This is a genomic window from Pseudomonas sp. PB105 (genome assembly GCF_009764655.1).
Classification (GTDB): Bacteria; Pseudomonadota; Gammaproteobacteria; order Pseudomonadales; family Pseudomonadaceae; genus Aquipseudomonas; species Aquipseudomonas cyclaminis.
The window spans coordinates 1-13,662 of the sequence record NZ_RWIO01000078.1 but is presented as its reverse complement, the minus strand read 5'-3'; the positions used below and the strand labels follow the sequence as shown (position 1 = coordinate 13,662).

Here is a 13,662-nt window from a genome sequence, read left to right as displayed (position 1 = left end):
AACAGCCTCGATTCATCTTCAGGGCAGGCCAGAGAATTGGGGCGGCCAACGAAGTGTCCGTTCTCGCACAGGACACCGATAAGCTCAGCATGCTGACACTAGCCCTCCATGAACGCCTACGACAAAAAATGGCGCCCACTGAATGCAAAGGCTGTAACACAGTTAACCAACGCCTCCCCAGGATTGCTGCTACAAAAGCGCCAAAGCCTCTTCACCAGTGACGCTTACCATGAATCAAAAGCCCCCCTCCCATTCATCAAGCGCAGGGTACTGGATGGGCAAGCTGACGCCGCCGCAGGTGCTGCCGACGTCTGTTGCACGAGAAGCACTCCTGGCTTCCATGAAGGAGAACGCACTTGTCCCCCTGACGCTGTTGACGGCTCCAGCCGGCTACGGCAAAACCACCCTGCTGATGCAATGGCATGCAGCACTGCGGCAACAAGCACCCGATACCGTATCGGCTTGGCTGTCGTTGGATGACGCTGATGTCGAACCCAACCGCTTTCTTGCCTACCTGATCCTGGCCTTGGACCAGGCTGGCGTTGAACTGGCGCACTTGCCCCACCTTGCGGCCTCGCAGGCATTGGACGTGCAGCCCCGACGTACACTCAATGCTTTGTTGCAGGCACTTGCCCGGGAAAACCGTGTAATCACCCTGTTTCTGGATGACTACCATCTCGCTGCCAGTCCCGAGGTAAGCGCCCTCTTGAGCCATTTGCTGGAGCACGCGGCGCCTTGGCTGCACTGGGTGGTGGCCAGTCGCACACCTCCAGACTGGCCATTGTCACGCTGGAAAGCCAAGGGCTGGGTACACGAAGTCTGTGCGCAGGCGTTGACCCTGTCCCTTGAGGAAGCCCGCGACATTCTCGGCGCTGATCTGGACGCCACTGCCTTGTGCCAGATACATAAGGCCACCGAAGGCTGGGCAGTAGCGGTGCAACTGGCTCGTTTATGGCGCACGAGTAATGACGGCTCGACTTACGGTTTGAGCGCCTTCTCCGGTGGTGTAGCTGATGTTGCCAACTACCTCACCACGCACATCTTCACCCGCCTGTCCGAAGACTGCCAATCACTGCTGCTGCAGACGTGCCTGCTGCAACGCTTCAATGCCGACCTGGCAGACGCGGTGCGTGGTCGTCATGACAGTGCCGAACAGCTGCGCCAGCTTGCGCACCTGGACACCTTGCTGATTCCGCTCGATCCGGAGCGCCAATGGTTCCGCTACCACACCCTTCTGCGTGACTTTCTGCGTCTGCGTGTCAACAGCCGGCAGCGCCAGTCTATTCATCGTGCGGCGGCACACTGGCTCGCGGGCCAGAGGGATTGGAGCCAGGCCGTTCACCATGCGCTCAAGGCTGACGACATCCCCTTGGCAGTGAACCTGGTGGTCAGCGCGGGTGGTTGGGAGCTTGTGCTGCACCATGGCATCCGCTACGCCCAAAGTTTGCTGCAACAGTTCGATGCCGCCACATGCAGCGACCATCCCGATCTCCTGCTGCTCCAGGCCTATCTGCACGCCAAGCTGGGTGATCACGCGCTGTCGACGCAATTGTTGCAACGCGCCAGCGGCAAGGTCGTCGGGAACGCGCGATTAGCCCGCGACCTTCACGTCATCCAGACCCTCGCCGCAGCCTATCAGGATCGTCTGGACACTCTTGATGCCAAAACCCTGACCGTCCACGCCCACTCATCCCCACTCGACCAGACACTCGCACAAGCGACCCTGGAGTGCGTGCTTGCCCTGGCCGCCCTGACGCGCGGCGAACTGGACGCGAGCCTGCGCAGCATCAGAGACGCGCACGTCAAAATGCGCGTCATTGCCAGCCCACGCGGCGAAAACTATTGCCGCATTCACGAAGCGCAAGCCCTGGCACTCGCTGGACGTGTCGACGCCGCCGGTGTGTTGCTGGAGCAGGCCCTGACCTTTGCCACCCAGCAATTCGGCCAGGAAAGTTCGTTGCGGGCGCTGGTGGGTTGTTTCAAGGCCAGGCATCTGTATTGGCAAGGTGAATGGGCGCAGACCCCGCCTTGGCTTGAGGACGGCTGGGCCGCGCTGGAGCATGCCGACGGCTGGCTGGATATTGTCGCCGTAACGGCTGAAGTCACCTGGCGCACACGCTTGCGTAGCCATGGCCTGCACGCGGCGCTATTGGAACTGAACCATGTGGAACAGTTGGCCAATGCCCGCCAATGGCCACGTCTGTCAGGGTTGGTGCAGGCCTGGCGTATCGATGCGTGGGTGCAAGGCGGACAATTGCCGACAGCGCGCCAAGCGCTCTTGCAGATGGATCTGGAGCGCACCGCCAACTGTGCCCAAGACTGGCGTAGCCAAGAAGCCGCCACGCTGGCGTTGGCTCGCATGCAGTTGCAGAGCGGTTTTTCGGCTGCGGCGCTGACCCGCTTGCGACGTGCCGCGACAGAGCTAGAGACAAAAGGGCTACTGCTGCCGGCCTGGCGCCTGAGGTTGATGGCCTTGGCCGCCAGCAGCAAGGTGCGAACACTTGATGCCAAGGACACCGCACAGGCCCTGGCCCCGATCATCCAATATGGCCTGCCAGGTTTGCTTCTGGAAGTGGGGCCTTGCCTGCTGCCGGCGTTGTTGGAGTATCCGGCGCCGCCGCCCATGCTCACCTCGGTGATCAAGCGGTTGCGTGGCTGGCGGGCGCATCCCATGCCTGCCCACAGCGTGTTGAGTGCAAAAGAACGCCAGGTACTGAGCCTGCTCTCCCACGGTCAATCCAACAAAGCCATCGCGCTCGCATTGGACATCTCGGAAAACACCGTGAAGTTTCACCTCAAGCACCTGTTCGCCAAGCTGGAGGTGGACAACCGCACAGCCGCAATCAGCGCGGCACTGCGCCAAGGCTATCTCGACGCCTCGCTCTAAGCCGCCAGCCTACCCAACCGGGTAGGTGCAACGGGCAATCGCTCGTCCCCTACCCGCCCCACCCGTGGTAACTCGCCCCCTGCACTGCCTAGCATCGTGACCATCCGCGGAGGATGGTCGCGACGGCGGTCATCTCCTGTGCCTGACAAGAACAACAAACTTCAGGAGATGCACTGTGCAATCAAACCGCAAGACTGTGCGCGTCGCGACCGATGTGGGGGGCACCTTCACCGACTTGGTGTATTTCGAGAACGACCCCGTCACCGGTCAGCAGACGATCCGTACCGCCAAGGTGGATACCACCCCGCCGAATTTTGCCCAGGGCATTCTGAACGTGATCCGAAAGGCTCGGGTGACCCTGTCGGAGGTCGACTTTCTCGCCCACGGCACCACGGTGGTCATCAACGCCTTGACCGAACGCCGTGGGGTCAAAACCGCCCTGATTACCACCCGGGGTTTTCGCGACATCCTGGAAATCGCACGCGCTAACCGGCCCGACTATTTCAACTTGAAGTGGGTCAAGCCTGCACCGTTTGTTCCGCGCTACCTGCGCCTGGAGATTGCCGGACGCCTGTGCACCGATGGGCGCGAACGCGAGCCGTTGGCGCTGGATGAACTGCCGGCCATGATTGAGGGATTGCGCGCCAATGGTGTTCAAGCCATTGCCATCTGCCTGCTGCATGCCTATGCCAATCCCAGCCACGAACAAGCGGTGCTGAACGAGGTAAAACGCTTATGGCCCGAGGTCTCGGTGGTTGCCTCGCACCAGATCACCCGAGAATGGCGCGAATACGAACGCTCCAGCACCACGGCCCTCTCGGCCTATGTGCAACCGATCGCCGCGCGCTACCTGGATGAGCTGGAAGCCGGCCTGCGCAGCGAGGGCTACCAGGCGCCGCTGTATATCATGCAGTCCAATTGCGGTGTCGACAGCGTGGCCCATGCGCGCGATATCCCCATCACCATGGTCGAATCGGGGCCGGCCAGTGGTTTCTGGGCGGCGGCCGAACTGGGCCGGTTGATCGACGAGCCCAACCTGCTAGGGCTGGACATCGGCGGCACCACGGCCAAATGCGCGCTGATCCGCAACGGCCAGGTCGCGATCAAGACGGACTATTGGATCGAACGCGACCGAATCAACGCCGGCTACCCGATCATGGTTCCGGTGGTGGACCTGGTGGAAATCGGCAATGGCGGCGGTTCCATCGCCTGGGTCGACGCCTTCGACAAACTGCATGTCGGCCCACAGTCCGCCGGCGCCGTGCCCGGCCCGGCCGCCTATGGCCATGGCGGCAGCGACATCACCACCACCGACGCCAATCTGGCGCTGGGCCGTATCAATGCGCAGTACTTCTGCGGCGGCGAAGTAAGCGCCGACCTCACGGCCGTCGCCCACGGCTTCAACGCGCTGAGCGAACGCCTGCAACTGCCTGCCGATGAGATCGCACGCGGCGTGATACGCCTGGCCAACAACAATATGGTCAACGCCTTGAAGCTGGTGTCATTGAGCCGTGGCCACGACCCACGCGAGCTGACCCTGATGGCCTTTGGCGGCGGCGGTGCGCTACATGCAGTGGCCCTGGCCCAGGAACTGGGCGTTAAAAAGGTCATCGTTCCCCGTGGGGCCTCGGTGTTCTCGGCATGGGGCATGACGCTTTCGGATCTGCGTCGTGATTTGTTCATCAATCGCTTTGTTGACGCCACACAGTCACAGGCCCTTGAACACACCCAAGCGTTCCTGGAGGAGCTGATGGCCAGCGCCCGCGAGCAGTTCACGGCCGAGGCGGTGCCCCCGGAGCGGGTCGAACTTCAGGTGCATTGCAAGCTGCGTTACCAGAACCAGGAGCATTCGGTGGAAGTACCGCTGGGCCTCGATGAACGCCTGGACAGTGACTGGCTGCATATCGCACAGCGCTTCCACACGCTTTATGAACAGCACTACACCTATCGCCTCGAAGCGCCGCTGGAGATTGTCGGTTTCCATCTGGTCGCTGTCGCCCAAATCGACAAGCTGATCCCCCAGGCTCTGCCCATCACCGGGCGCACGATTGACGCCGCCCGCAAGGGCCGACGCCTCGTCGACTATGCCACGGAGGGCATCCACGAAGCGGCCATTTATGACTACGCCCTGCTGGAGCCGCAGATGTGCTTTGACGGCCCTGCCGTGATTGAGGACGCCGGCACCACCGTCGTGGTTCACCCGCACAACCACGTGCTCGTGGACCGCCTCGGCAACCTGCACATCACGCTCAACGGCTGACGGGATTATCACCATGCATACACTCGACATCTTCACCCGCGACATTATCCAGAACTCGCTGCAAGCCATTGCCGACGAGATGTTCGCCGCCATGCGCAAAGCGGCAATGAGCCCGGTGATCTATGAGGTGCTGGACATGGGCACCGGCATCACCGACGCCAACGGTGAGATCGCCAGTTCCGGGGCTGGCATCCCGGCCTTTGTCGGCGTGCTGGACAAGGCGGTCAAACAGATACTGCTCCAACATAGCGGCCCCGACGATATCCAGGACGGCGATGTCTTCATCTGCAACGACCCTCACAGCGGCGCGGTGACCCACCTCAATGATGTGGTGCTGGCCATGCCGGTGTTCGCCGAGGGACGCCGTGTGGCCTGGACCGCCAACATTGCGCACTGGAACGATGTCGGCGGCATGGTGCCTGGGTCACTGTCGACCCAGGCCACCGATATCTTCCAGGAAGGTCTACGCCTGTGCTCGGTCAAGCTGATCAGCCGCGGCCAACCGATCCGCTCCGTATTGCAGATCCTGCGTGCGAATACACGCATGCCGGACTTCATGGAGGGCGACCTGTGGGCGGGTGTGGCCGCAGTACGAGGCGGCGCCCTGCGCCTACGTGAGCTGACCGCCAAATACGGCACGGACCTGTTCCTGCTGGCCATGCAGGACTTCATGGACTTGGGCGAAAAGGTGTCGCGCAAGGCCCTGATAGAGCTGCCCAATGCCTGCCTGTTTCTGGAGGAACCGCAGGACGATGGCAGCCTCTTCAAGGTCACCGTGCAGATCCATGACCACACGCTGACCATCGACCTGCGCGACAACCCCGATCAGTGCGCAGGGCCGACCAACCTGAGCCGGGACGGAACCGTAGTGGCGGCGCAGATGGCCTTCAAGGCGCTGACGGCACCGCAGGGCATCACCAACGGCGGCACCTTTCGTCCGCTCACCGTGCTGACGCGTCCCGGTTCGCTGTTCGATGCCCAGTCGCCGGCGGCTGAAGGCTTCTATTTCGAGAACCTGATCCGCGTGCATGACCTGATCCTGCGCTGCCTGGCGCAGCAGTTCCCCAACCGCCTGCCCGCCGGCAACTTCGCCTCGGTCTGCGCCACCATTATCGGCGGTCGGCATCCGGACACCGGCCGCGTCTTTACCCTGGTGGAGCCAGAGATCGGTGGCTGGGGCGCAGAGCCCGGGCGCGATGGCAACAACGCGGTTTATTCCGGGCTGCACGGCGAAACCTACAACTGCCCGGTTGAGGTCTGCGAGGCCCGCTATGGCCTGTACGTGGAGCGCATGGCGCTGAACGACGAACCGGGCGGACATGGGCAGTTCCGGGGCGGTCGCGGTATTTGCATCGACTACCGCGTGCGGGCCGACGGCAGCTTCCTGACCTGCGGTTACACCCGCTCGGTTGTGCCGCCGTGGGGCCTGCAAGAGGGTCTGGACGGCACGCCCAACTACGTCGAAGTCCTGCGTGGTGACCACCCGCCGGAACGCTACGCCATGGCCAGCGGTGTGCCTCTGAATGCGGGCGACCTGGTGCGCGTACGCACCGGTGCCGGCGGGGGCTACGGGCCACCGGCCGCACGTGACCCCGCAGCCGTGCGCGACGACCTGAAGAATGGCTACCTCGACGAGCCAACCGCCTACGCCGTGTACGGCGTCATGCCCTGATCAAACCGGCCGCCAAGCGGCGGCCTTCCCATGCGTTCACCTACAACAATAAGAGGGAACCGTCATGTTGCAACATCCGTTATCGCGCTGCGGCGCTGTGGTTTCGCTGGCCCTGGCGTTGGGCAACAGCCCTTCGGCCCACGCCGAACAGTTCATTGGCTTTGGCCAGCCAGGGTTACCTGGGCGCTGGGCCTTGGAAACCTTTCCCGTGTTCAACCGCAACGTCGACGGCACTGTACGTGCCGGGGGCAATACGGTGCTGGCGTACTTTTCCGAAACCGGCTTTACCGACACTACCCGCGATCAATTGCAGTTCTGGGTCGGCGCCGTACCGGGTTACGCCAGTACCCAAAGTGCGAAGAACACCAGCCCATGGGGAATTGCCTCCCCCAATCTCGGTTTCGCCTACTACTACAACGTGCTTGAACCCACCAGTGCCTACGGCGCGGCGGACTACGCGACGTTCTGGATCAACCCGACGCTGATGGTCGAGTTCCCCAACGGCAACGACAATGTCGCCGGCCACGGTGCCTTTGCCAACCGTTACGCGGTCAGTTTCAGCGTGGCCAACTATTGGCGGCAGGGCAACTTCGCCGCCACCTTCACCCCTGTCGGCGTGCATTACGCCGCGCGCAATCGCAACGCCACCGACCTGGATAACGGCGACCCGCGCCAATTACGTGGCGGCATCAGCTACTGGTTCGCCGACATCGCCGCAGGCTACCTGGTGCGCGACGACCTGTGGCTGGGCCTGCACCACGTCTACCACGTCAACAACCGTGCGGCCTCCAGCTTTGCACCATCGCGGGTGGGAAAGATTGGTCCCTCCATGACCTACACCGGGTTTGCCCAACAAGAGCTCTACCTGTCCGCCAACATAAATGTCGATTACTACCACAGCGCCAACTTGCCGCGCTCCACTGAGCTGACCATGGCGCTGGTGAAGTTCTTCTAGCCCTGGCAACCCATTTAAATTGAGGACATCCCGCATGGATACTGCAACAACCCCTCCCCTCCAGCCCCACGATGTACCGGTTTCGGTACGCTGGCTCAATCCAATTGGCTGCCCCACCTTTGATGCGCCGATCGCCGACTTACTGCACGGCATCAAACAACCGTCGACCCACGTTGAGGTGGTGTCGTTTGATATGACGTCCAGTCCGACACACCTGGAATACCGAGCCTATGAGGCTCTGACCTATGAGCGCACCGTCCGCATCGCCCGCGATTGCGCCCAGCAAAACATTGATGCCTTGGTGATCGGCTGCTTCTACGACCCGGCGCTGGAAGACGCACGGGAAATTTCCGGCAACTGCCTGGTCGTCGCTCCCTGCCAGGCGAGCCTGCAGGTGGCCGCACAACTGGCCAACCGCTACTCGATTATTGTCGGGCGTGACAAATGGATGGAGCAGATGCGCGAGCGAGTACGTGGCTACGGCGCAGGGGATCGGCTCGCGTCGATGCGCGCGTTGGGAATGGGGGTCGATGAGTTTCAAAAAGATCCCACCCTTACCCGGCGACGCATCATTGAACAAGCCTTACTGGCCGTCGAAGAAGACGGCGCCGAAGCCATTATTCTGGGCTGCACCATTGAGTTCGGCTTCTTTGAGCAAGTGCAGCGTGAGGTGGGCGTGCCGGTCATCGACCCCGTCGTGGCCGCATTCAAGATGGCCGAAGCCATGGCCGGCATGAAGCAACGTTTCGGCTGGTCGCCCAGTCGCGTTGGCAGCTGCGAGCCGCCGCCTGAAAGCGAAATCAAAACCTTTGGCCTGTTCCAGGGCCCTGTGCCCATCGGCAATCGCGTGGACGCCTAGCCCCTCAACCTTGAGATGACCGAGTGGCCATCTCCCTCACAGGGACCTCCCCCTTATGAGCGAAGCTATTGCAATGCCCGAGCACCAAGCACGTTCCACCCGGCAAGTGGGCGATGTTTTCCACGATGTGCCCTTGACCCGCGAGCACCTCAAGTGCTGCCTCGCGTTGTTCTTCGTCTTCGCTGTCGAGGCGTGGGAGATGATGATCATTGTCTACACCGCGCCGCTGATCGCCCAGGACTTTGCGCTGGATGCTTTAGCCCTAGGCCACCTGATTGGCGCCATGTTCATCGGCATGCTGCTGGGCTCGTTGATCTGGGGCAAGCTGGCCGAGCGCATCGGGCGCAAAGGAGCGGTGATCTGGAGCCTGGCCAGTTACGGCGTGATCTCGCTGGCCAGCGCCTTCGCACCAGACTACACCACCCTGTACGTGTTGCGACTGCTGTCCGGCGTGGCGGCTGTGGGCATGATGGTGGTCACCTTCGCCCACTACCAGGAGTTGTTGCCTGTGCGCCAGCGGGGCGCCTTGACGGTGTACCTGGCGTCGGGTTGGCCCATCGGCATGCTCCTGGCGCTGGGAGCTACGGTGTGGCTGATGCCCTATGGCTGGCGCACGGTCATTGCGGTGAGTTCCCTCGGCGGCCTGTGGGCGCTGGTGGTGGCGCGCTGGGTGCCAGAGTCGCCGTACTGGCTGGCCAGTGTCGGGCGCCAGCCGCAAGCCCGCGCAGTGCTCGCCCGCCTGAGCCGAGGTGCCGTGCAGGTGCCGCAGGACTGCCAGCTGCAGGTGGACCCCGTCAGCCGTGGCCGGCAACGGGAGCTGTTCGCCCCGGCGCTGTTGAAAATCAGCACCTTGCAAATCCTGGTCAACTTCACGTTTTCCTGGGGCTATTGGGGCCTGCAAACCTGGCTGCCGACGTTGCTGCAACAACGCGGCCTGACCCTGCCGCAGAGCTATGGGTTCATCGCGCTGTCAGCCCTGTGCATGATCCCCGGTTACATGGCCGCGTCATGGTTGACCCATCGCTATGGCCGCAAGAAGATCATCGTCGGTTTTATCAGCGCCTCGGTGATCGCCGGCTATGGTTTTGCCAATTCTCAAACGCTGGAGATGCTGTACCTGAGCAACTTTGCGCTGGCCTTCTTCAGCCTGGGTGCCTGGGGTGTCTGGGGCACCTGGATCGCCGAGCTGTATCCCACCCAGCTACGCACCATCGGTTACGCCTGGGCGATTCTGGCCCAGCGCATCGCCAACATCCTGGCACCCTCCTTGATCGGTGCGCTGGTGGCCTATGGCGCATCGTTCAACATCACCACCACCTTCATCAACGCCTTCATGCTGGCCACCGTGGTGCTGACGCTGTTCATTCCCGAAACCGAAGGCAAGACGCTGGATTGACGTGCAACGCATCGCGCTTTCACACGAGCCCCTCGACGGTCACCGACATCCGCCCGCCAGTAACTGCGCTTGAATAGCGGTATGCCCATGGCTGCGACCCTCACCGGTCGCTTCCATCGCCCTTCTACACCCGCGTCAAACACCATTATCAGAAACGGAATTCACCATGAACAATGAACATCAGGTCGGGGGCATTACCCTCGCCATGGATCGTGGCCCCTACCAGAACAACGGTGCCGCCCCCTGGTACTCATCCCTGTACGTAGGCACCCCGAAGCAACCCTTGAAACTCTCCCTGGACACGGGCACCAACATCACCTGGGTCACTTCCAGCCTCTGCGCAGCGGATCGGTGCCAACACTACAGCGCAGGCCGGTTTGACTATCAGGCGTCCAGCAGTTTCACCTTCACGGACTGTCTGCAACGGCCCTACAGCTTTGGCCCATGGGGAACCATGCAGGTCGAGTCGGGCGCGGACGTATTGCACATTAACCAAACGACGCTGCCCACCCAGCTGCTACTGGCGGCGGACTACGACGGTGCACAGTTTCACCAGTTGGATTGGGACGGCGGCATTGGCTTGCCCAGCAGCAGCGCCTATGTCGACGGCCGTAGCTCGTTCGTGTTTCAGGCGTTAATGAACAGCGGCAAGGTGGATCCCACACACCCCTTCATCGCCTTCGATTGGGATGCCGCATCACGGCGCGGCAGCTGTCAGTTGGGTGGCATTGATGTCAGCAAGACCCGAGGCCCGCACCTATTTCTGCCTTGGTCGCTCTACAGCAAGGTCGCTGGAGTGGAGTACATCTGGTCCACGCAGCTCACCTCCTACGCCGTCGGCGGCGAAGTGCTGGCCAACGACCTGAGCTTTGCCCTGGACTCCGGTTCGTCTCGGTTCAAGGGAGACGACCGGCTGATGCGCCAAACCCTGGCGCGCATCGCCCAAGGTGGCTCTCCCGACGTGGTCCTCGGCTTTGCCGATGGCGAGATCACGCTCGGTGCCAATCTCTACAACGTATTGATTGAGGAAGGCCCCAGCAAAGGCAAAATCCTGCCTCAATTTGAGCCTCTCGGGTTGGCCGACCTGGTGTTGGTGGGTTCATTGGTGATGGAACATTGCTACACCGTCTATGAGTACCGCGTGGTCCAATGTCGCCCGGGAACCTACTCATTGGCACCCGCTGGCGTGTGGCTCTTCAATCGCCCCGGCAGCCCGCAGATCATCACGCGCTCGTCCTCGCAACCGTTCGACACGGCACCGAGACCACTCAGCCACGCAAAGCTCATCTTCAGCGCCACGGCCAAAGCCGAAGCGCCTTCGCGGCCGATGTCGGCCGCCGGCACCTGGCAGAATGACTATGGTTCGGTCATGACGCTGACGGTTGAAGGGAACCGGATCTGCGGCACCTACCAATCCTCGACGGGTTCGACAGGCAAATATGCCGTGGTCGGCTATCAAGCACCCGCCACCGTCCACGCAGAACAAGGCCTTCCTGTAGCACTGGCCATCGAATGGCATTCCTTGGGTGATGAATCCTCTGATCCCAGCTGGAACTGGTCTTCTGGGCTCAGCGGACAAATTCTGCGCGTGAAGGACGAAGACAGGCTGACGCTATCGCATTTGCTGGTAGCCACCAGCGACTTCCCAGGGCTTGCTGACCAAGGCACCTACGTCGACAAGTTGCTGTACCACAGAGTGGCCTCCGAGCCGGAACATCCACCGGTTACCGCTCCCTCGTCAAAGCCAGACATTCAAGACGCCCTAAGCGGCACCTGGGCTGCCGCTGATGGAAGCCGCTTGAACCTGCGTGTGCATGCAGGCCAGCGCCATGCATTTGGCTATGTCAGCGGCACACTGTCAGCCGACACCGGCGAAGCGGAAGTGTCCGGCTTCACCGACATCAATGCCCAAGCCAGTGGGCTACCGCTGCAATCGGTTAGCCTGACGGCAACAGGAGTCGAAGGCGCTACGACACTGTGCCTATCCGGCTCAGTCGACTTGAAGGATCACAGTTTGAATGTCCTGGTCATGGCCAGCTCGCCAAACACCGTTGCGCGCAGCTATGTACAGACGCGGGTGAAGTCACTGACGTTTTATCGGCAAGATGCGCGAACGCTGCATCAATTGGATCAGTTCTGAATAATCGGAAACGTACTTGAGGGATGAAAAAAGACATGCGGTGAGTCTAAAACGTTATTGGTTAAACGCCTGGCAAGGACGGGCGTATATCGCTCTTCTGTCAGCCTGCCAGCGACCTTGGCTTTTTGTCCTGGCGCCCTACCCTCTGCTATCTTGGCGCACTCTGATCGCAATGGAAGCATCGCAGCATGGACTCATGGAAGATTGTAACCGCAGCCCTCATGGTATCGATCAACGCTCATGCCTCTGAGGAGTCCGATGACTCCTATAACAACTCGGTGCTGTCTGTACTGATGGCTCCAAGCTACACCGTTGCAGGAACTACCGGGCTCACTATGCTGGCCGCCAATAACTTCAAGCCTGCAAAGGCTGACGCCCTTGCGTTCATTGGCTCAGAAGGCCGGATTCGCGGCGCCCAATTTGAACAGGCAGTGCGCTATTACCGCACGACATACGGCCCTCCCCTGATGACGGACCAGCAACTCGCCCAGGCAATCGTTACCTCTTACTGAGCGCGACCTTTCACGACCTTTTCACAGGCGAGCGCTTATGGTTACCCCAGTTCCTAGCGATCATCCCTTTCAGCCCGCCCTCCCCATCGCGGGCTTTTCTTTGCCTGCAATTTGCCGAGCCCACCCGCTTTTGGGTGGGGTAGGCTTATCGCACCATCGAATGGGAGCACGCCGCGAGGATCTTCGAAGCCGTCGGCGTATGGCGCCAGGTGAAGGTCGATTCATGCACCGCATAGCGCGTATCACGATGTAATAGTTCATTTGTCCAGATTCAGTAGTTCCTGCATCCGTGAGCCAATTATTCCTCGCAACCACGCAGCATGAAACTCCATTTCTTCCAGAGGAGTACCCTCAGCCAATCGATATACGAACTCCTTGTCCCTCGGCCCCTGACACACGACGCTAAAATGGCCATCGCGGTCGTAACTGGCGAGCACGTAAGGGCAGATACAAATGATGTCGCTAAATGGCACCTGAACTTCGGTGGGCTTACGACCGCGACGGGTGACCGTGAGTGTTAGCAGTTGCTGGTTTTCGTCGAACGTGAAGGCCAGCACTCTAGCCGCAGAGGACATCCATGCGAAGACCAGCCCCATGAGCCCAACAGAACCACACAGGAACTGGATGAGCAACGACGTCGTGAGGCTAGACCCATCGCTGCCAGGTTCACCTGGCATCGCTTCGAACCCGAGAAGGAGCAGTATCGCCAGCACTAAGCCCGGCAACAACGCAATCACCACAAAGCAGAAACCAAAAAGGGCCGCACCCGTGCTGCCAATGGTCAGTAAGTCCGGCCCGAGATGCCAAATAGGGGGGGTGGGCGGCGGGGCTTTCAGTGCTTGAAGCGACTAGAGTGAACTGGTCAAGTAATCTTGGACACCGATTACGGTTCACGCCGCCAACCTTTCCTTCATGACCGGCGACCGGTAGTCGTTGTAGCTGTGAGGCCTGCTGATGTTGTAGCGAGAGACATAGCGCTGC

At 61.2% G+C, this 13,662-nt stretch carries 9 protein-coding genes; 8 read left to right on the top strand and 1 reads right to left on the bottom strand.

Annotated elements, in window-relative coordinates:
- Positions 1-274: 274 nt before the first annotated feature.
- From EJD88_RS19010 to EJD88_RS18975, 8 genes are all read left to right on the top strand, one after another.
- Positions 275-2,887, top strand: coding sequence for a LuxR C-terminal-related transcriptional regulator (locus EJD88_RS19010; protein ID WP_256673708.1), 2,613 nt, complete (start codon positions 275-277; stop codon positions 2,885-2,887).
- 175 nt (positions 2,888-3,062) lie between these two features.
- Positions 3,063-5,147 (top strand): hydantoinase/oxoprolinase family protein, encoded by a 2,085-nt coding sequence (locus EJD88_RS19005; protein ID WP_099586523.1) that lies wholly within the window; start codon positions 3,063-3,065, stop codon positions 5,145-5,147.
- Positions 5,148-5,160: 13 nt separating this feature from the next.
- Positions 5,161-6,819 (top strand): hydantoinase B/oxoprolinase family protein, encoded by a 1,659-nt coding sequence (locus EJD88_RS19000; RefSeq protein ID WP_112196096.1) that lies wholly within the window; start codon positions 5,161-5,163, stop codon positions 6,817-6,819.
- A 64-nt stretch (positions 6,820-6,883) separates the two neighbouring features.
- Complete coding sequence (locus tag EJD88_RS18995; protein WP_158878738.1) at positions 6,884-7,774, top strand: hypothetical protein; 891 nt, start codon at positions 6,884-6,886, stop codon at positions 7,772-7,774.
- A gap of 34 nt (positions 7,775-7,808) precedes the next feature.
- Positions 7,809-8,633, top strand: a complete 825-nt coding sequence (locus tag EJD88_RS18990; RefSeq protein ID WP_158878737.1) for an aspartate/glutamate racemase family protein — start codon at positions 7,809-7,811, stop codon at positions 8,631-8,633.
- Between the two features lie 55 nt (positions 8,634-8,688).
- A complete protein-coding gene (locus EJD88_RS18985) occupies positions 8,689-10,029 on the top strand; it encodes an MFS transporter (protein WP_158878736.1) in 1,341 nt (446 codons plus the stop codon).
- 166 nt (positions 10,030-10,195) lie between these two features.
- On the top strand, positions 10,196-12,169 hold the full coding sequence (locus EJD88_RS18980; protein WP_158878735.1) for an avidin/streptavidin family protein: 1,974 nt from the start codon (positions 10,196-10,198) through the stop codon (positions 12,167-12,169).
- Positions 12,170-12,357: 188 nt separating this feature from the next.
- Positions 12,358-12,681: a DUF2388 domain-containing protein gene (locus EJD88_RS18975; protein ID WP_158878734.1), complete on the top strand. Its 324-nt coding sequence runs from the start codon at positions 12,358-12,360 to the stop codon at positions 12,679-12,681.
- Between the two features lie 257 nt (positions 12,682-12,938).
- Here the strand turns inward: EJD88_RS18975 and EJD88_RS18970 are convergent, their stop codons facing one another.
- Positions 12,939-13,421 carry a hypothetical protein gene (locus tag EJD88_RS18970; RefSeq protein WP_256674404.1) on the bottom strand — a complete coding sequence of 161 codons (483 nt, stop codon included), beginning with the start codon at positions 13,419-13,421 and terminating at the stop codon, positions 12,939-12,941.
- Between the last annotated feature and the right edge of the window lie 241 nt (positions 13,422-13,662).